The organism is Paraburkholderia kururiensis (assembly GCF_034424375.1).
GTDB lineage: Bacteria > Pseudomonadota > Gammaproteobacteria > Burkholderiales > Burkholderiaceae > Paraburkholderia > Paraburkholderia kururiensis_A.
Genome location: NZ_CP139965.1, coordinates 1,011,525 through 1,032,132 on the forward strand (window position 1 = coordinate 1,011,525; position 20,608 = coordinate 1,032,132).

Annotated in this window: 13 protein-coding genes; 4 read left to right on the top strand and 9 right to left on the bottom strand. The window is 67.2% G+C overall.

Translation table 11 applies throughout. The features are described from left to right. Window positions 1-4: 4 nt before the first annotated feature. From glgB to U0042_RS04605, 4 genes are all read right to left on the bottom strand, one after another. On the bottom strand, window positions 5-2,221 hold the full coding sequence (gene glgB / locus U0042_RS04590; RefSeq protein ID WP_114812859.1) for a 1,4-alpha-glucan branching protein GlgB: 2,217 nt from the start codon (window positions 2,219-2,221) through the stop codon (window positions 5-7). Continuing rightward, window positions 2,214-5,696 (bottom strand): maltose alpha-D-glucosyltransferase, encoded by a 3,483-nt coding sequence (gene treS / locus U0042_RS04595; RefSeq protein WP_114812861.1) that lies wholly within the window; start codon window positions 5,694-5,696, stop codon window positions 2,214-2,216. The genes glgB and treS overlap by 8 nt, the downstream gene beginning before the upstream one ends. Continuing rightward, window positions 5,693-9,409, bottom strand: a complete 3,717-nt coding sequence (locus tag U0042_RS04600; protein ID WP_114812863.1) for a maltotransferase domain-containing protein — start codon at window positions 9,407-9,409, stop codon at window positions 5,693-5,695. The genes treS and U0042_RS04600 overlap by 4 nt, the downstream gene beginning before the upstream one ends. Window positions 9,410-9,876: 467 nt before the next feature. Next, window positions 9,877-10,533: a DUF1345 domain-containing protein gene (locus tag U0042_RS04605; RefSeq protein ID WP_114812865.1), complete on the bottom strand. Its 657-nt coding sequence runs from the start codon at window positions 10,531-10,533 to the stop codon at window positions 9,877-9,879. Between the two features lie 225 nt (window positions 10,534-10,758). On the opposite strand from U0042_RS04605, the gene U0042_RS04610 reads away from it, so the two are divergent. After that, window positions 10,759-11,496, top strand: a complete 738-nt coding sequence (locus U0042_RS04610; RefSeq protein WP_114812867.1) for a metallophosphoesterase — start codon at window positions 10,759-10,761, stop codon at window positions 11,494-11,496. A gap of 86 nt (window positions 11,497-11,582) precedes the next feature. On the opposite strand, the gene U0042_RS04615 is transcribed toward U0042_RS04610, so the two are convergent. The 3 genes from U0042_RS04615 to U0042_RS04625 form a co-directional block, all read right to left on the bottom strand. Beyond that, the gene (locus U0042_RS04615) at window positions 11,583-12,290 is read right to left on the bottom strand and encodes an RES family NAD+ phosphorylase (protein ID WP_114813075.1); all 708 of its coding nucleotides are present in this window, start codon (window positions 12,288-12,290) and stop codon (window positions 11,583-11,585) included. Continuing rightward, a complete protein-coding gene (locus U0042_RS04620) occupies window positions 12,287-12,724 on the bottom strand; it encodes an MbcA/ParS/Xre antitoxin family protein (RefSeq protein ID WP_114812869.1) in 438 nt (145 codons plus the stop codon). Before U0042_RS04620 ends, U0042_RS04615 begins: the two co-directional genes overlap by 4 nt. A 774-nt stretch (window positions 12,725-13,498) precedes the next feature. Further along, window positions 13,499-14,362, bottom strand: a complete 864-nt coding sequence (locus U0042_RS04625; protein WP_114812873.1) for a LysR family transcriptional regulator — start codon at window positions 14,360-14,362, stop codon at window positions 13,499-13,501. Between the two features lie 97 nt (window positions 14,363-14,459). Between U0042_RS04625 and U0042_RS04630 the strand changes: the two genes are divergently transcribed. Beyond that, the gene (locus U0042_RS04630) at window positions 14,460-14,843 is read left to right on the top strand and encodes a tautomerase family protein (RefSeq protein ID WP_114812875.1); all 384 of its coding nucleotides are present in this window, start codon (window positions 14,460-14,462) and stop codon (window positions 14,841-14,843) included. 124 nt (window positions 14,844-14,967) lie between these two features. Here the strand turns inward: U0042_RS04630 and U0042_RS04635 are convergent, their stop codons facing one another. Both U0042_RS04635 and U0042_RS04640 read right to left on the bottom strand, forming a co-directional pair. Continuing rightward, a complete protein-coding gene (locus tag U0042_RS04635; protein WP_114812877.1) occupies window positions 14,968-15,762 on the bottom strand; it encodes an SDR family NAD(P)-dependent oxidoreductase in 795 nt (264 codons plus the stop codon). 144 nt (window positions 15,763-15,906) lie between these two features. Further along, window positions 15,907-17,442 (bottom strand): alkaline phosphatase family protein, encoded by a 1,536-nt coding sequence (locus tag U0042_RS04640; protein ID WP_114812879.1) that lies wholly within the window; start codon window positions 17,440-17,442, stop codon window positions 15,907-15,909. 470 nt (window positions 17,443-17,912) lie between these two features. Here U0042_RS04640 and U0042_RS04645 point away from each other — a divergent pair, with 470 nt between their 5' ends. Continuing rightward, a complete protein-coding gene (locus U0042_RS04645) occupies window positions 17,913-19,553 on the top strand; it encodes a CHAD domain-containing protein (RefSeq protein WP_157977868.1) in 1,641 nt (546 codons plus the stop codon). A 112-nt stretch (window positions 19,554-19,665) separates the two neighbouring features. Next, window positions 19,666-20,532 carry a TOBE domain-containing protein gene (locus U0042_RS04650; RefSeq protein WP_232833472.1) on the top strand — a complete coding sequence of 289 codons (867 nt, stop codon included), beginning with the start codon at window positions 19,666-19,668 and terminating at the stop codon, window positions 20,530-20,532. Window positions 20,533-20,608: the final 76 nt, after the last annotated feature.

A 20,608-nucleotide genomic window follows, 5' to 3' on the forward strand; every position in this document is an offset into this window, starting at 1 on the left:
CTGTTCACGGCTCCGCGCGCAGCACGATCGTGGCGAGCGGCGGCAGCACGAGCGCGGCGGACTGCGGTTTGCCGTGGCTCGCAATGTCTTCCGTCACGACGAGCCCGGCGTTGCCCATGTTCGATCCTCCGTACAGCGCCGCGTCCGTGTTGAGCACTTCAGTCCAGCGGCCCGCGCGCGGCAGGCCTACGCGGTAGCCTTCGCGCGGCACCGGCGTGAAGTTGCAGACCACGACGATCTCGCGGCCCGCGCCGTCCACGCGGCGCCAGGCGAACACGCTGTTTGCCGCGTCGTCGCCGATGATCCATTCGAAGCCGCCCGGGTCGCTGTCCAGCGCGTAGAGCGCGGGCTCGTCGTGATAGAGGCGGTTGAGGTCGCGCACGAGCTTTTGCACGCCACGATGCAGCGGGTCGTCGAGCAGATGCCAATGCGGCGAGCCGTCGTGATCGAACTCGGCCATCTGCGCGAACTCGCCGCCCATGAAGAGCAGCTTCTTGCCGGGGTGCGCCCACATGAAACCGAAATACGCGCGCAGGTTCGCGAAGCGCTGCCAGCGGTCGCCGGGCATCTTGCCGAGCAGCGACCCTTTGCCGTGCACCACCTCGTCGTGCGAAAGCGGCAGCACGAAGCGCTCCGAATACGCGTAGACCATGCCGAAGGTCATGTTGTGATGGTGGTAGCGCCGGTACACCGGGTCTTCGTGAATGTAGTGGAGCGTGTCGTGCATCCAGCCCATGTTCCACTTGAAGTCGAAGCCGAGTCCGCCGTCTTCGATGCGCGACGTGACGCCGGGCCACGCCGTGGATTCCTCCGCCACCGTGATCGCGCCGGGTGCGCCCGGCACGTAGCGCACCTCGTGATTGAGCCGCTTGAGAAACGCGATGGATTCGAGGTTCTCGCGCCCGCCGTAGATGTTCGGCACCCACTGGTCCGCCGCGCGCGAGTAGTCGCGATAGAGCATGGACGCCACCGCGTCCACACGCAGCCCGTCGACGTGATAGCGCTTGAGCCACGCGAGCGCCGACGCCACCAGGTGCGCGCTGACCTCGTTGCGGCCCAGGTTGTAGATCATCGTGTTCCAGTCCTGGTGATAGCCCTCGCGCGGGTCGGCGTGTTCGTAGAGCGGCGTGCCGTCGAACGAGACGAGGCCATGCGGGTCGTTCGGAAAATGCGCCGGCACCCAGTCGAGAATCACGCCGATCCCTTCTTCGTGGGCGCGATTCACGAAGGCCGCGAACTGCTCGGGCGAACCGAACCGCGCCGAAGGCGCGAACTGCGCAAGCGGCTGATAGCCCCAGGACCCGCCGAACGGATGCTCGGCAATGGGCAGGAATTCGATGTGCGTGAAGCCCATGCTCTTCGCGTACGGAATGAGCCGCTCCGCCAGCTCGGGCCACGTGAGGCCGCGCCGGTCTTCCTCGTTCACGCGCAGCCACGATTCGGGATGGACCTCGTAGATGGTCAACGGCTGCTGCGCGGTCTGCCGCGCGCCGCGCGACTGCATCCATTCGTGATCGGTCCAGGCGAAGCCTTCGATCTCGTCCACCTTCGCCACGACCGATGCCGTCGCAGGCGGCCGCTCCGTCTGCATCGCGCACGGGTCCGCTTTGAGCGGCAGGGGATGGCCCTCGCGCGAAAGCAGCTCGTACTTGTAGCGCGCGCCGGCCGCGACGCGCGGCACGAAGAGTTCCCAGACGCCCGCGTTGTGTCGTAGCCGCATGGGGTGGCGGCGCCCGTCCCACGAGTTGAAGTCGCCCACCACGGAGACGCGCCGCGCGTTCGGCGCCCATACCGCGAAGCGCACGCCCGGCACGCCGTCGACTTCCATGGGCCGCGCGCCCAGGCATTCGAGCACCGCATACGGGTCGCCGTGTGCGAGCCGCTGCAAGGGTTCCTCGCCGAGAATCGGGCCGAACGAGTACGTGTCTTCGATTTCCTGCTCGACGCCATGCCAGTCGATGCGCAGCCGGTACGGCACAGCTTCTTCCACAAAGCCCGCGAAGAGGCCGTTGGGATGAAGCGGCGCGAGTTCGCCGATCACGCGGCCGTCGGCACGCGCAATTACGGTGACGCGCGCCGCGTTGGGCAGCATCGCGCGCACGGCGGGACCGTTGTCGGTCCAGTGCAGGCCGAGTTGCGAGAACGGATCGGGATGGCGGGCGTCGACGATCGCTTCCACGTCCACTGCGTGCAGGCCGGCGGAGGGATCGCGTTCACTCATGATCGTCTCCACTGGGCGTGTTCGGCGTGCTGGTCGTGGCCTCGCCCGAGGCGCCCGTATCGCCGAGCACGCGGCTCGCGATGGCGGCGAGCCCGCGCACCGGCAGGCCGATCCACGTCGGCCGGTTCGCGGCCTCGTAGCGGATTTCGTAGGCCGCCTTGCCGATCAGGAACAGGTCCAGCAGCGCCTGCTCGTGCGCCGCGGAAACGAGCGGAATGCGCGACTCAGCCACTGCCGCGCGATAGTGGCTGAGGAAGCTCTCCATGGCGTAGCCGCGGAACCGTTCGAAGAGCGCGCGCTTGCGGTCGGCGGTCTGTTGCGGCGCGTTTTCGGTGGTGGGCTGCGCCGCGGCGCTCGCATAGGAGAGCGAGCGCAAGAGCCCCGCCACGTCGCGCAGCGGGCTCGACTTGTCGCGCCGTTCTTCGAGCGGGCGCGCCGGTTCGCCCTCGAAGTCGATCAGCCACGCATCGCCCTGGGCCACCAGCACCTGACCCAGGTGGAAGTCGCCGTGAATGCGCGTGCGCCACGCCACGGCGTCGAGCGGCACGAGGTTGGCGACGGCCTGGGTGAGTGCGGCGCGGCGGTCCATGAGGCTTTGCGCGATTTCGCGCGTGTCGGGCGAAAGCGTGCTGTTCGGGCCGAGTTGCTGGGCCAGCACGTCGAGCGCGCTGGCCAGCATGGTCTGCGTGTCTTCTATCCATGCGGCGATGTGCTCGGGCTTTGCGGGCTCGGGCGCGAAGGCGGGGTCGTCGGTGGGTGAAGCAAGGGCGACGTGCAGTTCGCCCAGACGCTTGCCGATGGCGCCGGCAAACGCGCGGTAGCCCTCTATCGCTTCGTTCTCGCTGCCCGTGATCGGCTCGCCGTCGCTGCCGTTGGCCGCCGCGAGCGCGAGTTCGTCGATGGTGCGGCGCAGGTAGTCGAGCGCCCAGTTCCACGCGTCGCCCTGGTTGTCGACATAGCCTTGCAGGATGGCGAGCGTATGCGGCACGCCCTGCGGGTCCACGCGCACCACTTCGCCGTAGAGCGGCGGCGTGTTCGCGTAGCCCACGTGCGTGAGGTAGCGGCTCATCTCCGCTTCGGGGTGCACGCCCGGCATCAGACGGCGCACGAGTTTGAGCACGGCGGTGTCCGCAATCACGAGCGAGCTGTTGCTTTGCTCCGCGGCGAGCCAGCGCACTTCGGGCATTTCGCCCAGCGCGTCGAGTTCGCTGAAGCGCTCCGTCGGAATGAAGCGGATCTCGCTCTTCTGCACCGTGGGCACGGCCGCGCGCTGGCGCAGCTTGCGCAGCACGCCGTGCGCGAAGAGCGGCAGCGCGAAGGCGTCCGTGAGGTGCCCGATGGTGCGTCCGCGACGTACGCGCGCGAGCGCCAGCTGAATGTGCAGCGGCGTGGTGGTGTCCATGCCCCAGGTGATGGCGATGGGCAGCACGTAGCGCTCGGTGTGGTCGCCGAGATCTGCTTCGATCTCCGTGAACGCGAAGCCGCCTTCGGGAATCGTGGTGAGTGCGGCAAGGCGCACGGCGCGCAGCTTCTGGTCTTTCGATGCGAACCAGCGGCGTCGCGAGAGCCACGATGGCAGCACTTCGGATTCGAGCAGGCGGATGTTTTCGGGCGTCGCGCCGGTCTGACCTTCGCGGATCACCACCGTGACGAATTCGGGCAACTGTTCTGACATGGGCTGGCTCCACGCGGGCCGCTGGTCGCCCGTGCAGAGCTGGAACCACAGGAAGCCGTACGGCGGGAAGGTGAGCAAATACGGCAACTGGCCGATGGCCGGAAACACCGAATCGGCGGTCATTTCGATGGGCACCATGCCCGAGAACTCGGAGAGGTCGAGCTCCACGGCCTGCGGCGCACGCGACAGATTGGCGACGCACATGATGGGCGGCTCGCCAGGCATCTCGCGCAGGTACGCGAGGATCTTGCGGTTGTTCGGGCGCAGAAAACGCAGCGTGCCGCGCCCGAACGCCTGCTTCGCGCGCCGCGTGGCGAGCATGCGGCGCGTCCAGTTGAGCAGCGAATGCGGGTCGCGGCTCTGCGCTTCCACGTTCACGGCATCGAAGCCGTAGAGCGAGCCCATCACGGGCGGCAGTACGAGCTGTTCGGGGTCGGCGCGCGAGAACCCGCCGTTGCGGTCCGACGACCATTGCATCGGCGTGCGCACGCCGTCGCGGTCGCCCAGGTGGATGTTGTCGCCCATGCCCAGTTCGTCGCCGTAGTAGATGACGGGCGTGCCCGGCATGGAAAACAGCAGCGAATTGATGAGTTCGATGCGGCGGCGGTCGCGCTCCATGAGCGGCGCGAGCCTGCGGCGGATGCCGAGGTTCAGGCGCGCGCGGCGGTCGCTCGCGTAGGTGTTCCAGAGGTAGTCGCGCTCGGAATCCGTGACCATCTCCAGCGTGAGTTCGTCGTGATTGCGCAGGAAAATGGCCCACTGGCAGCTGGGCAGCAGATCCGGCGTCTGCTTCATGATGTCGATGATCGGGAAGCGGTCTTCGCTCGCAATCGCCATGTAGATGCGCGGCATGAGCGGGAAGTGGAACGCCATGTGGCATTCGTCTTCGTTGCCGAAATACTCCTGCACGTCTTCGGGCCACTGGTTCGCTTCGGCGAGCAGCATGCGGTTGGGGTATTCGGCGTCGATGGTGGCGCGAATCTTCTTCAGGATGGCGTGGGTTTCCGGCAGGTTCTCGTTGGTGGTGCCTTCGCGTTCCACGAGGTACGGCACGGCGTCGAGCCGCAGCCCGTCGATGCCCATGTCGAGCCAGAAGCGCATGATCTGCAGCACTTCGCGCATCACGGCCGGGTTGTCGAAATTGAGGTCGGGCTGATGCGAGTAGAAGCGGTGCCAGTAGTAGGCGCCTGCCACCGGATCATGCGTCCAGTTGGAAGGCTCGCTGTCGATGAAGATGATGCGCGTGCCCGCGTACTTCGTATCGTTGTCGGACCACACGTAGTAGTTGCGATGATTCGAGCCGGGCCGCGCGCGGCGCGCACGCTGGAACCACGGATGCTGGTCCGAGGTGTGGTTGATGACCAGTTCCGTAATGACGCGAATGCCGCGCGCGTGCGCTTCCTGAATGAAGCGGCGCACGTCCGAGAGATGCCCGTAGTCGGGATGCACGTTGCGATAGTCGGCGATGTCGTAGCCGTCGTCGCGGCGCGGCGAAGGGTAGAACGGCAGCAGCCAGATCGCGGTGACGCCCAGCCCCGCGATGTAGTCGAGCTTCGCGAGCAGGCCCGGAAAGTCGCCCACGCCGTCGTTGTTCGAATCGAAGAACGACTTCACGTGCACCTGGTAGATCACGGCGTCCTTGTACCAGAGCGGGTCGTCGGAAAGCTGCGAGGTGTGGCTGCGCCGCGCCTTGCGCGCGCCGGCTTGCCGCGCCTCCGCGGCCACGGCTTGCGGTTGCGTTTCGACGGCGCCGGCGGCGCGGACCTGCAACGTACCCGCAGGAGTGTCGTCACGTTTCATGTCGCACCTTCGTTCGGGAAATTCGGGCTGAGTTCGGGGTGGCGGGTGAGGTCGGCGGCTTCGCTGCCCGGCTCGGGCTCGGGCTCGGGCGGCTCCACGCGCGGCAAGCCTTGCGCCGGCTCGATGCGCCAGATCGCAAACGGTCGCCGGCCGGGATCGAGCCGAACGTGCTGCCAGCGCCCGTGCCATTCGACGTGCTCGCCGCTCGTTTCCTCCACCACTTTCAGGCGAGCGTGGTCGTCCAGGTTCCATTGGTGGAACGTGTGCCACGAGAGTTCGAAATCGGCGCCCTGTTCGTTGAACGGATCGAGGTTGATGGCCACGACGATCACGTTGTCGCGTGCCTCGGTGGCCTTCTCGAAACACAGGATGTGCTCGTTGTGCGCGGGCAGGAACGTGATGCCGAGATGCGTGTGCAGCGCCGGATTCGCGCGGCGCACGCGGTTGAGCGCGGCGATCTCGGCCACGATGTTGCCGGGCCGGTTCCAGTCCCATGCGCGCAGCTGGTACTTCTCCGAATCCAGATATTCCTCGCTGTTGGGCAGCGCGCGCGCCTCGCAGAGTTCGAAGCCGCTATACACGCCCCACAGGCCCGAGAGCGTCGCGGCCAGCGCTGCGCGAATCAGAAAGCCCGAGCGCCCGGACGACTGCAGATGCCGCGGGTTGATGTCCGGCGTGTTGACGAAGAAGTTCGGGCGGAAGAATTCGCGCACCTCGGTCTGCGTGAGTTCCGTGAGGTACTCGGTGAAGTCGCGCTTCGACTCGCGCCACGTGAAGTACGTGTACGACTGCGAGAAGCCGATCTTCGCGAGCCGGTACATCATGCGCGGACGCGTGAAGGCCTCGGAGAGAAACAGCACGTCGGGGTGACGCGCGCGCACGTCGCCGATCATCCATTCCCAGAACGGCAACGGCTTCGTGTGCGGATTGTCCACGCGGAAGATGCGCACGCCCGCGTCGATCCAGAACAGGATCACGTCGCGCAACGCGAGCCACAGGTCGGGCTTTGCGTCGTGCGCGTAGAAGTCGGGGTTCACGATGTCCTGATACTTCTTCGGCGGATTCTCCGCGTAGCGCAGCGTGCCGTCCGGACGCCACGCGAACCACGTGGGATGCTCCTTGAGCCAGGGGTGATCCGGCGAGCACTGAATCGCGAAATCGAGCGCGATTTCGAGGCCGTGCGCGTGCGCGGCTGCCAGCATGCGACGGAAGTCGTCCAGCGTGCCCAGCTGCGGATGCACGGCGGTGTGGCCGCCTTCCGCCGCGCCGATGGCGTACGGGCTGCCTACGTCGTCGGGCCCGGCGTTCAACGTGTTGTTGCGGCCCTTGCGATTGGCAAGGCCGATGGGATGAATGGGCGGGAAGTACAGCACGTCGAAGCCCATGTCGCGAATGCGCGGCAGCTTGGCGATGACGTCGTCGAAGGTGCCGTGGCGCGATTCGTCGTCGCTCATGGAGCGCGGGAAGATCTCGTACCAGCTCGCAAAACGCGCCTCGGCACGTTCGGCGTCAATGCGATAGATCTGTGGATCGCGCGAAAGAAACGGCCGGTGCCGCGCAGCCGCAACGGCCGCTGCGGTGACGGGCGCAAGCAGCAGGTCGCGACGATCGTCGCCATTGGCTTTCGCGTAGTGCTTGACGATGCGTTCGAGCGCGGCCGTGTCCGCGCCTTCGGCGGTCTCGGCTTCGGCCAGCACGAGCGCGAGCAGATGCGCGCCTTCCTGCAACTCGAGGTCGATGGACTGGCCCGCGTGCAGCTTCTTCTGCACGTGATCGACGAGCGAAGCGAAGTCGTCGCGCCACGCGATCACGGTGAACTCATGACGGCCTACGCGTTCGAGCGGAATGCGGGCGGTCCACAGGTCCGTGCCCGCCGGCTGCGCGGTCGTCATGGGCGCTTCGTGCCAGGCGGTTTCGTCGGCGGCGCGCCAGATCACGGCGGCGGCGATGCGGTCGTGACCTTCGGCGAAGATCGCGGCCTTCACTTCGACGCGCTCGCCCACCACGCGCTTGGCGACGAAGCGGCCGTGATCCACGGCGGGCGACACGCTCTCGATGGCGATACGCGGCGCGGCAATGGCATCCAACACGGTCTTGTGGCCGCTCTTGCGGTCCTTCGGCTTGTCGAGCGGCGGCGCGAGATTCACGGGCGGATCGGCCACCGCGGCGAACAACCGGCACGCGCCGGGCGCCAGCGTGAATGCGGCGAGCGGCTGGGGCAGGGTGGTGTTGGGATGCGCGCGGGCCTTCGCCTTCGTCGATACCTGTGCGGTGCTCGCGACGTTGGCGCTCGAGTTCTTTGCCTTCGATGGCTTGCTCGTTGCGGCGGTCTTCTTCGGCATGGCTGCGCGCGTGGCGGGCGCGTCGGTGGTGGCCTGCGATGCGTGTGCCGAGGGTTCGGACACCGTCGCCGTATCGGCATCGGCATCGGTATCGGGTTGAGGGCCTGCGAACGCACCGCGTGCAGAAGCTACGGCGTCGAGCGGAAGAAACCGCGTCAAGGCGCCGGGCACGCCATCGAGGAAGCGCGCGGGATCGGCGTGGACCGGCGCGGCCAGTTCGGGATTCACGACGATCAGCACGCCTTCCTGCGCGTCGCGCAAGTCGGCGTGGTCGCCGCGCAGTAACGCCGCGACGGGCGCGCCGGGGCTGCTCAGCAGACGTAGCTCGCCGGTCGTATCGAGCGCCACGGTGTCGCGCTGCAAGGCGTTGGCATGGGCGACATGCGAGGTGAGATCGAACGACGCGTTCGTGCACGCGTGCGCGAAGTGCCCGGCGTTGCCGCGCGTGAGTGAGATGGGCTCCGCGACGCCGTACTCGAAGCCCATCGGCATGAGCCAGCCCGTGCCGACGGCGGCAGCCGTGTACAACGCACGGCGATAGGCGCGCTCGACGATGCTTGCGTCCGCGGCGTCCGCGAAGTCGTTGCGCAGACGCGTGCCGTACGGCGCTTCCGGAAACGCGATGGGCGCGGCCACGCGGCGCAGCGCGGCGTGCTCCTCGGTGAGCCAGCTCGAACGATAGTCCCACCAGCGCAGCGACGAAAACACGCTGTCGAAGCCCACGCCTTCCAGCGCGGCCACGTCATGACGCGCGAGCCCTGGCGTGGCCGCGAGAAAACGCATGGACGGCACGCGTGCACGCACCTGGCTGATCAGACGCCGCCACACCGCAGCCGGCACGCAATGCGGCGAATCGAAACGAAAGCCGCCCACGCCCGCCTCGCCCAGCGCGATCAACTGCTGCGCCCACCAGTCCACGAGCGGGCCTTCGCCGCTTGCCGTGCTCGCGCTGAAGTTCGCGTAGGCCACGTTGTCGTCGCGATGGCCATGACGCGGATCGAGCCGCGCTTCCTCTCTTTCGAACGGATGAAACCAGTCGGCGTGAGCGGCGAACAACGCACCGTCGGCGGACACGCGATCGATCGCGAGATCCGCGAGCAGCGTGAGGCCGTGTTCACTGGCGACATCGGCGAGTTCGTGCAGCGCTTCCGTTGCGGGCTGCACGGTGTCGAAGACGGGATGAAGACGCGCGTGATCGCTCACGATCAGCGCGTGTCCGGCCCGGCCTGGCTGGAGCAATCCGCCGATCAGGACATGATCGAACCCGAGCGCGGCGGCATGGGCGAACTGGGCAGGCCACGCTTCGAATGGCCCGACAAGAACGGAGTGAGCGAAGTAGATCCGCGGCGCATAGGCGTGGGGAAGTTCCATCGGTCGTATCCCAGTTTCTTCGTGCGTGTGGATGCACAACCGTGCGATCACAACGCCTGTTGGGCTTGCAGGGAGGCGAGTACCCGCGCTGCTCGGGGCCGTGCGCGTACTCGTCAAATGTAGTTCATACAACGGCGTGTCGCCGGAGCATTTCCGGCCGTGTTTGGGGCCGCGTGAGCGGTCGCATTCGCGGCTGCCGGCGTGCTCCGTCGGCAGCGTTGAGACAGCAAGGGACGTGCCAAAGCGTTCGTGCGCAACGGCACCCGAACGACGCACGAGAGGAACGGCCTGCGCCGCGCAAGGGGCGCCGAAGGCCGGCAACGAACGAACCGAGACGGAGGAAGGACGCGCGAGCGAAGGTCGCGCGGTAAAACTGGCGCTGCGAGGGCGCGTTTTACACGGGCCGGCGCACGGCTGATGACGGTGCTGCCGGTCCTGCTGCTGACCCCGTTATGCGCCGCCGCGCTTTACGAGCCGAGCAGGCCCGCCGCGATGTTCACGCACAGGCCGAGCACGGCCACGTTGAAGTAGAACGAGAGCAGTGCCTGCGCGAGCACCGCGCGGCGCATGCTGCTGCCGCGCAGTCCGATGTCGGCGGTCTGCGAAGCCACGGCAATGGTGAACGAGAAGTACAGGAAGTCCCAGTAGTCCGGCTCGGGGTTGTCTTCGGGAAACGCGAGCGGTGGCTGCGGCGAATCGGAGCCGTAGAAGAGCCGCGCGTAATGCAGCGCGAAAATGGTGGGAATGAGAAACCACGCGCCGATGAGCGTGACGCCGGTGAGCAGATAGTGCTCGATGGTGGACGCCGTGCCGAGATTCTTCGCGGAAGCCAGTTCGAGCACGATGGCCGCGATGCTCGCCACCGTCGCCGTGCACACGACGGCTAGCACGATGCTGGCCTTTTCGTCGTCCTGCTGGGCGATCTCGCGCACGCGCGCATGACGGGCGAGACCCATGTGCGTCCAGATGAGCGCGAGATAGGCCCACAGGCCGCTGTCCCAGCCCACGAGCAGTTTGATCATGGGCCGTGCGGTGCCCGGCACGAGCAGGCCGACCACGAGGCCGATCACGGCGCCCGCGACCAGACGCGGACGGTTGCGCAGCACTTGCGGGTAAAAGGTCATAGGCGCGTTGAAAGCAGAGTGTGGGGTTCGGCGAACGCAACGCTGCAAGGCGCGGTCGCGACGCGGCGATTCTAACGTGCGACGTACGTTGGGCAGCGTATTGAGCGATGCGGAAAAGCCTCGGCTGACAAGGCGCCTTTCCAGGCTCGCCAGCGCGTTGCGCAGATGGTGGGAAAAGATCGTCAGCGCGCATACGCGATGTGGCGGGCGCACTATCATGGGTAGATGACCTCCACCCTTGTCCCTGTCGTCGAACATCACGAACGCAACCGCGTGGGTCGCGACTTTGTCGTGGGCGACCTGCACGGCTGCGTGGACGCGCTGCGCTTCCTGTTGCGCGAAATCGACTTCGACCCGACGCGCGACCGGCTCTTTTCGGTGGGCGATCTGGTGGACCGCGGTACCCAGTCGGAAGAGGCGCTCGCGCTGCTCGACAAGCCCTGGTTCTACGCGGTGCTCGGCAATCACGAGGACACGCTGTGCGCCGTCGCAGAGGGCCGGCTGCCGCGGCATTACTGGTACGGTATTGGCGGCGCCTGGGGCGCCACCGTGCCTGAGGGGCGTCTCAAGCTCTACGCGCGCAAGCTGCGCACCTTGCCGCTCGCGCGCGTGGTGGGCAGCGGCGCGGAGCGTTTCAACATCCTGCATGCGGAGTTCTTCGGCGACGACACCACGCTCGATGCCGGCAATTTCGACGAAGACGCCCGGCAACACCTGTTGTGGGGCCGCGAACTGGCGATGTCGATGGGCGAGTCGCATCGGCAGGCGGGCCTTTCGCTCACGTATTGCGGCCATACGCCGATGCGGCAGATCCATCAGATCGGCTCGCAGGTGTTCATCGATACCGGCGCGTTCGGGCCTGGCGGCAAGCTGACCATCGTGCAGGCGCGCACGGCGCATAGATGGTCGGTGACGGTGGAGGCGGCGCGCGCCGAAGGCGCGGCGGAAATGGCGTTGCCTTGACGGAAACGGCAGTGCGTTGAGTCTTGGTGGCGTGCGCTGCGCGCGGTGAGAGGGTGCGGCGCGAGTCGCCGCCACGCACGGCTTTCTCAGCCCACCTGGTTCAGTTCGAACACCACGTCCACGGCTTTGCCGTTCCAGTTGTATTCGAGATACGCCGCGTGATGGCAGTCGCGCAGCAGCGTGGTGCGCAGCGCCGCGAGGCACTGGCCGCCCGCGCGCCGCACCGACGGATACACGATGCCCGGCGCGCCCGCCGTCCGCACGGCCCGGCCCAATTGCTGGCCCGCGGCGTAGTCGTGTGGCGATAGCACGGCGGGGTCGAGTCCCGCGTCCTCGTGCTGACGCAGGTCCACAACGTTGCCTTGCGCGAGCACGGTGTAGAGCCGCATTTGCTGCCGCATGGGCGGCTCGGCGGTGGCGGCCAGAAACAGGCTCGTGTGATAGCGCGTTTCGGCGATGGCCGTTTCCCTCTCTTTTGCGCAATAGAACACGCCGTAGCTGCCGTCGGAGAACCGGCTGCCGAGCGGGTTCAGATGCGTGAACGCCGCCATGATGGGCCCGTAGCCGGGGCCGAAGCGACGCTCCTCGCGCGGCACGAGGTCCAGTTCGCCGACTTCGGTGCGCAGGCGGTCGTTCGTCATGGCTTCGAGCGCGTAGAGCGCCTCGAAGTCGTCGGACGAGGCTACGCGATCGAACAGGTTCACTGCGGGAAAGCGCGTGGGAATCACGCGATACGCGGGCGACCAGTCGAGCGACGCAACCGGCCAGCGATCTTGCCAGTTCGGTGCCGTCACGCCCATCCGCCTCGCATTGCGTCGAGATATTGCCGCACGGCGACGAGGTCGCTCACGTTGCCGGCGAGCATGCGGTCCAGCGCACGGCGTCCGCCGAACGGCGGCGCGCTGTTGGGGCGTTTGACCCACGCGTCCGCGGCGGCCGGCTGAGGCAGCAGGATCTGCAGCGCCTTGTAGATGCCGAGCAGCAGCGAAAGCCGTTCCAGCGTGTCGCGGCCCAGCCGCGCCGTTTGCGGCGAAGCCTTCCACTTGAAGAAGGTGGAGCGGCCGGGCGAGCCGAGCAGGACGATCTGCTCGTCGGCCGAAAGATCCCAGTCGCGGGCGATGTTGAAAAACGCGCGCAGTCCGGCCGCCGACATTTCCGTCAGCGTGGGTTGCGTTCCGGCACGAGGAAGTGGCGGGTCCGAACGCGTGGCATGAGCGGCTCTGGACATGATGAAATTCCGGGTGAGTCCTGAATTGAACTGTATTTGCATATTAGTCCATATGTGGATGGTTGCAAAGGGATATTCGGTATAATCCGCGGCCCGGCATCGAAATGGGTATTCGGCCATTTGGGTGGTGCCGGTTTGTTTGCGTGGTATCGGAACAGGAGGCGTGGTGAAGGCGGCAGTAGCAGTGGCAGCAGCGTGGATCGGTATGGCGGTATGGGCGATCGGCACGATGGAGACGTCGGCGGCGGCTTCGCCCCGCTATATCGAAACCTGGAATCCCCAAGAGGCGCACGACGCGCAGGCGCGGCCTGTCGCGGCGCACCGCCGGGGCATGGCTCCGCGGCATGCGAAGGCGCGTGCGGGCGCGCCCGTTCATGTGGCTCATGCGCGCGTTTCGCGCGACCACGTGCGGCATGTCGAAAAGCACGCGGGTCATCTTCGTGTTCAGCGTGGCGCGCGAAGCCATGGGGTGTCGGCGACGGGGCACGCTTCCGTTGCGTCGCGCGGGCATCACACCGAAAACACGACGGCGCGCACTAGCGCTAAACGGGGCGCGCAGCATGCGCCGCATGGGAAGCCCAGGCTCGTGGTGCAGACGCGGCCTACCCACGCACAGGGCGCTGGCAAGCCGCCGACGCGCGAGTTGCCGCCTATCTTGAGCTAAGCGCAGCGGAGGGCCGCGCCCGCGGCCCGGCGCAGTCGCGTGGCCACGTTCCGACGCGTTTCCGGCTGGCCGGCGAGCCGTCGAACGCGCTCACGACCTGACCAGGCAGCCTAACCGCCTTGCAATCCATTCTGTAGGCCGTTCGCGATCAGCCTGAGCGTTTCGATCGACCGCTCGTCGCGTACGCGCGAATGCAGCGTGACCCGCGAGTCCGGTAAGGCGGGCAGACCCAGCCGCGTGCCGACGTCGACAAGGCCCCGCGGTGCCACCCGCCTCGCTAGCGGCGAGACGGCGAGCCCTGCCGCCACGGCCGCGCCGATCGCCGTCACGCCGCCGCCAATGAAGGTCTCGGCCCACGGCACGCCTGCGGTGTCCAGCGCGCGCAGCGCCGCGGCCCGCACCGAGCACGGCGCCGTGAGCAGCGCGAGCGGCAGCGGCGAGTCCGGTCGCGGCGACCAGTCCGGCGCGCCCAGCCAGACAATCGGCTCCGTGAACAGCGTTTCTGCGTCGTCGCGCGGCGGTTCATCGCGTTCGTAACGGACGATGACCGCATCCAGTTGCCGCTCGTCGAACCGCGCGAGCAGCCCTGCCGACATGCCCATATGCAGTTCCAGCACGAGCCCCGGGTCGTGCGTGTTCAGCCGCGCGAGCAGATGCGGCAGGTTGGCATCCGCCACGTGTTCGGAAAGGCCCAGCGCGAGCTTGCGGCGCTCTACGGCGAGCGATCCGAGCGCCCGCTCGTGCGCAGACAGCAGGTCGCGTGCGGCGGCGAGGAACGCGCCGCCTTCGGGCGACAGCTTCACCACACGCGGCGTGCGCTCCAGCAACTGCTTGCCGAGATGCCTCTCTAGCCGCTTGAGCTTGAGACTCACGGCGGATTGCGTGGTGTCGAGCGCGTCGGCGGCGCGCGTGAAGCTGCGCAGGTCGGCCACCAGCACGAAAGCGCGCACGGCGTCGAGGTCGAGAACTTTCATTTCAATTGGAAATGGATGAAATAGGCAGAAATGCCTGTTCATTATGGATGGTCGCCCCTAAGCTGGGAAGCATCCGATCTTTCAACAGGAGGCCATCATGCCGTTCACCCGCATCGCCATTCGCGCCGACAAGCCGGCGCCGTATCGCAAGGCGCTGGCGCAGGGCATTCAGCGCGCGCTTGTCGCCACCTTCAACGTGCCGGAAGACGACATCTTCATGTCGATCACCGAGCACGACGAAGGCAGCTTTTTCTATGGGAAGCACTACCTCGGCATCGAGCGTAGCGACGACCTTGTGCTGATCCAGCTCACGGTCACGAATTCGCGGAACGAGGCGCAGAAGAAGGCGCTTTACGCGCAGATCGTCGAGAACCTGGCGAACGACCCAGGCGTGCGGCGCGAGGATGTGTTCATCAACCTCGTCGAGGTGCTGAAGGAGAACTGGTCGTTCGGTAACGGGATCGCGCAGTACGCGACGTGATGCGGATACGGGCTCGTCCGCGGTTTGCGGCGATGGCGGACGAGGCCGGCGAGACGAACGGCGTGGTGTGCGCCGCTCGTCGGCCATCGTTTGCCGTTGAGGCGTTTAGCTCGTGAACGGTCGCTCAGGCGATCGTATCCACCACCCCGCCGTCCACGCGCAACGCTGCGCCTGTCGTGGCGGAGGCCTGCGGCGAGCAGACGTACACCACCATGTTGGCCACTTCTTCGGTGGTGGCCACGCGCTTGATGAGCGTGCTGCTGCGATGCGCGAGCACGAACTCGTTGGCCACCTGTTCCACGCTCTTGCCTTCCTTCTTCGCGGTATCGGCCACCATGGCGCGCAGTCCGTCGGACAGCGTCGGACCGGGCAGCACGGAATTCACCGTCACGCCGCTGCCGGCCACGGTCTTGGCGATGCCGCGCGCAATGCTGAGCTGCGCGGTCTTGCTGAAACCGTAGGCCAGCATGTCGGGCGGAATGTTGAGCCCCGACTCCGACGAAATGAACACCACGCGTCCCCAGCCACGATCCACCATGCCCTTCAGATACTGGCGCGTGAGCCGCACACCGGACATCACGTTGTACTGGAAGTAGCGCTCCCAGTCGCTGTCTTCGGTGCTGAAGATGTCGCCGGGGCCGAAGACGCCGAGATTGTTGACGAGGATATCGGCCGAGGGCACGGCTTTCGCGAGCGCCTCTGCGCCCGCTTGCGTGCCGAGGTCGCCCGCAAAGGGACGCAGTTTCGCCTGCGGCACGGTCTTGCGGATAGTTTCGATGGCGCGATCCACGGATTCCTGAGTGCGTCCGTTGATGATGGTTTCGGCACCGGATTCGGCGAGCCCGGTGGCGATGGCGAGCCCGATGCCCGCGGTGGATGCGCTGACCAGGGCGGTCTTGCCGGAAAGATCGATGTTCATCGTGCGGTTCCTCGGTTGGCGCGGCGAGGTAGGGCGTGGAGCCGGTTCGCACCGGCGACGCTCCCCGCCGCCGTTGGAGCATCGCAACGATGATAGAGAAAGATGGCGGGGCACGCGCTCAGCGTGGCAGGCGTTCCCGCATGCTCAACTACCGCCGAAGTACGGATCCTGTTGCCCCGCGCCGTTGGGACGTGACGGCGCGATGCCCGGCGCCGTCGTTGTCGTGCTCGCTGTGCCGCTGGTGCCGTCCGGGGGCGTTGCACCCCCAGCCGCCAGCGCCTGCATCACGCCTCGCGCGTAGGCGCCGGCCTGCGCCGCGTTGATCGCGGGGAACGTCGCGGGGTCGAACGGCGGTTGCGCCGCCGTCTGCTGAACCGCGGTTTGCAGATGCTGCTCGACGGAAACGTCCGGCTTCGTCAGCGCATCGAGCTTTTCCGCGATCTGGTGAAACAGCTTTTGCAGGCCGTTCGGCTGCGCGTTTTGCGCGGCTTGCAGATCGTTCGCCGCGGAGGCCGGCATCGTGACGGGCAGCGACGCGGGCGCGCGGTTCACGTCGAGCGAGTCGTTCAGCGCGGCGCTCAGGTCGGGCGCCGAGGCTTCGCGTGCCGACAGCGGATTCTGCAGGCCGAAGCACGCGCGCACGGTGCGGATGATCGACGTGTGATCGAATGGCTGCGGGCCGGCCGGTCGCAGAACCGTCTGCGCCTTCGTGTATGGCGACACGATCACGGCGGGCACGCGCACGCCGTAGCGGTCGAATTCGAAGGCCTGGCCCGGGCGCGGCGCTTCGGGGCGTATCGCGGGAGGCGGCGGCACGTGGTCGTAGCAGCCGCCGTGTTCGTCGAAGGTGATGACGAGCATCGTGGAAGCCCAGTTCGGCGAGTTGCGCACCGCGTTGTACACCTGCGCGACGAGCGCATCGCCGTAGGCCACGTTGTGCGGCGGATGCATGTCGCACGGCATGTCGAGGCCCGGAAAGTAGCGCGGCTCCAGAAACGAGTACGCGGGCATGTCGTTCGAATCGACGTCTTCCAGGAACTCGTCGAACGCACGGAAGTTCGTGAAGTACGGCCACAGCCGCTGCAGCAGCGCGGCTTGCGAGAAGTCGTGAAAGTAGATGCGCCACTTCTGCCCCGCGCCCTGCAACTCGTTGAAGACGGTCTGCATGGGGAACGGGAAGCCGGCGAGGTCGTTGTTCTCGTAGCCGTTCGCCGTTCCCGTATGGACGAAGAAGCGGTTCGGCCAGGTCTGGCACGGTGCGGAAGCGAACCACGTGTCGGAGACCGCGTAGCTTCTGGCGAGCGTGGTGAGCGCCGGCAAGTCTTGCGGACTGAAGCAATGCATGATGTCGCGCGCGTTGCCGCCGTGCTTCACGTAGTTCGCGGCGAAGCCGTTCATGGGCGGCACGCCGCTGGCCGCAGCATTGCCGTAAAGCTGCTGCGTGATGTCGACGAACGACTCGCCGGGGTCCGGCGACGGCAGCGACATTGCGGCGGCGGAGCCTGGGGCTGTCCACGGCGCGATGGGCGCGTTGTCCGGGCCCGCGCTGGCCGCGCCGGGCGCGTGGGCGAGGCCGTTGAAGTCGCGTCCGTCGGTATAGAGGTAGCCCAGCACGTTATCGAACGAACGGTTTTCGAGCATCAGCACGACGATGTGCCGGATATCGGACAGCGTTGCCATTTAGGGCTCCCAGACTGACTGACGCGTCGCGTAAGGGGCGGCGCGCGGGATGGAAAGGGGCGATCCGGATAGAGCGGGCCGCGCGCATCGGCGTGGGCGGAAAGCCTCGGGCACGCCGCTTTCTACGCAAACTGCAAAGTAGCTTCGCGATGCGTCGTGCGTGCGACGCAGTTCACGCACACAGGAACGAATGGGCCCTGCGCGCTTTCAAACCGGCGCGGTATCGCGCATCGTCCCACCGCGGCATTGTGCCTCGTCTGTCGCGCCAGGTCGGCGCCCGCATGCCCGGTGCGGCCAGGATGTCATGCGGCCTGTGGGCCTGTGCGGCCGTGCGCTCATAAGCAACGCAGTGCCTTGCGCATTGTCTTTCTGTCCGGCTGTCGGCTTGTGTAACATCAATGGCGGCATTCTTGCCGAAGCGGGCGGTCATGCAGGCAGGGCGCTCCGCATTTCTTACCGGTGAAATATTCATGGCTCGTTTTGTCGAGATCGTGCTGGATATCGCTGTACCGGCGGCCCGTGACTGGGCCGGTCAAAAGAAGGACGGCGGTCGACGGCGCGCCAAGGCGCCATCGTTCGTGCAATCGTTCGGCGAAGCGCTGCCCCAACTCGAACGGGCCGACGGCGAGGCTGTGGTCCGCATCGAAAGCGTTTGCTTCGACAGCGGCGGCGCGCTGGCGCGCGACGGCTGGCGGGTGGCGATCGAAGCCTCCGCGGACGCGCAGCGCGCCACCGTTTCGCATTTCGAGCCGTTCTCGCCGGGCGTCATGATCCGCTCGCCGGTATTCGACGTACCGCTGGATGTACCTGTACCGCTCGATCCCATGCCGCGCCCCGCCGGTCTCGCAGCCGTTTCTTTCGACAGCGCTCCCGCCGCGTTTCGCGAAGCGCTCGTGGCGGCGGGCGAACTGAAACCCGCTGCGACGCTCGCGTTTGCTCGCGCCCGCTGGAGGTGGCCGCGCGCCGACGACGTTGTGATCGACGTGACGCTCGACGCCGACATGGGGCCGCCGGAGCGCGCCGAGCCGTGCGTCCACGAGCTGCGCCTCGCGATTGCCTTACCGGAGGAGCCCGCGGACGGGCCGGACGCCGCTGTGCCTTCTACCGCGTGGCAGGCGCTCTTCGCAGCCGCGCGCGACGCGGTGGCCGCGCTGCCCGCTTTCGTGCAGTTGACGGATTACACCGACCGCACCTGCCGCCAGCGTGTGGGCGGGACGCTGGCGGCGGTGCGCGCGGGAAGTGTCGATCTGACGGGCGCGCGTACGCAGCGCGAGGCGCTCGCCATCATCGGACGCAATATCGCCGGGCACTGGTTCGGCAACGAGACCGGCGTGCGCGAAGCCGCGGACACCGAATTCGTCCATCAGATGCGCGTGGCGCAACGGCGTCTGCGCACGGCCATGCGTCTCTTCAAGGGTTGGGCCGACGAAGCGTGGACCGAACGCATCGAACCGGACCTGAAGTGGCTTGGCAAACTGCTTGGCAATGCGCGCGATCGCGACGTGTTCGTCGATTCCACGCTGCCGGCGCTGGCCGATGCGGACGGCGACGCCTCGCGCTGGGCAGCCACGCGCGCGGCCGCCGACGTTCAGCGCCTTGCCGCGCGTGCGAAGGTGCAGGAAGCCATGGCGTCGCGGCGCTACGCGAACCTCGCGCTGGCGTGGCTCGAATGGCAGACCGCGCTGCTGGCACGCGAGGCGCCACCCAACGCCGCGCGGCAGTCGCTCGCGAAGCACGCCAAAAAGCGCATCCGCAAGCCGTATCGCCGGCTCGTCGAGACGCCGAAGCTGACCACCATCGACGAGAAGGCGCGCCATAGCGTGCGCATCGAGGCCAAGCGCCTGCGCTACGCGCTGGAGTTCTTCGAGTCCATCGTGTCGCGCAAGACGCGCGTGGAGGTGGCGAAGACGCTCTCGCGCATCCAGAGCGTGCTGGGCGACGGCAACGACGCGGCGGTGGCGCTCGGGTATCTCGACGAGCTGCACGTGGATGCGTATCAGCAGGGCTTCGCGCGCGGCTGGTGCGAGGCGGTCAAGCGTTACACGGCGCGGGAAGGCGAGCGGCTGCTGCGCGACCTCGATGCGCCGAAGATCGTGGGCGGCGACGGATGAGCGCCGTTACGCGGGCGCGGGCCGTCATAGGGTGCGTGGCTATAATCGGCCGGCGTCCGCATCATGCCCGCCGTTCCTTCCGCCACGCTTTCCCCCTTTTTGCCTTGCGCCGATGACTTCGCGTACCGCTCGTCCTGCCCGCTCGTCCCGTTCCTCCCGCTCCGGCCGTTCGTTGCGCGAGCCGCTCGAACTGGGTGGCTCCGTCTGGTTTCAGACCGGCGAGCACACGCTCGGCGGCGCGTCGCGCATCGCGCTGCTCGCGGCGATCGGCGAGACGGGCTCCATCACGGGCGCGGCCAAGGCGGTGGGCATGAGCTACAAGGCGGCGTGGGACGCCATCGACGCCATGAACAACCTCGCGGGCGAGGCACTCGTCGAGCGGGCGACGGGCGGCAAGGGCGGCGGCGGCACGACGCTCACGCCGCGCGCGACGAAGCTGATCGCCACGTTTCGCGCGGTGGAGCGGGAGCACCGGCGGTTTCTCGAACGCGCAGGCGAAGCAATCGAAAATTTTGTAGACGACTGGCAACTCATTGGGAGAATCGGCATGAAGACGAGCGCACGCAACCAGCTGTACGGCAAGGTCTCGGCGGTGACACGCGGAGCCGTGAACGACGAAGTGGAACTCGAACTGCCCGGCGGGCAGACCATCGTGGCTGTGTTGACCCACGAGAGCACCGAAACGCTGGGCCTGACGCCGGGGGCGCAGGCGTTTGCGCTCATCAAGGCGTCGTGGGTGATGCTGCTCGTGGACGACGGCAAGCCCGTCAAGCTCTCGGCGCGTAACCAGCTGCGCGGCACGGTGAGCGGGGTCAAGCGGGGCGCGGTGAACTCGGAGGCCGCGCTTCAGCTTGACGGTGGCCCGGTGGTGACGGCAATCGTCACGAACGAAAGTGTGGATGCGCTCGGGCTTCACGACGGCGTGAAGGCGATTGCGGTCTTCAAGGCGTCGAGTGTGATTCTGGGCGTGAGCGATTGAGATTCAGCGGCCGCAGTGCCGGGGCGGCCACGATAGGCGCTCCGGCCGCCGCGGCGCGGGGTTGATCGCCATTCGG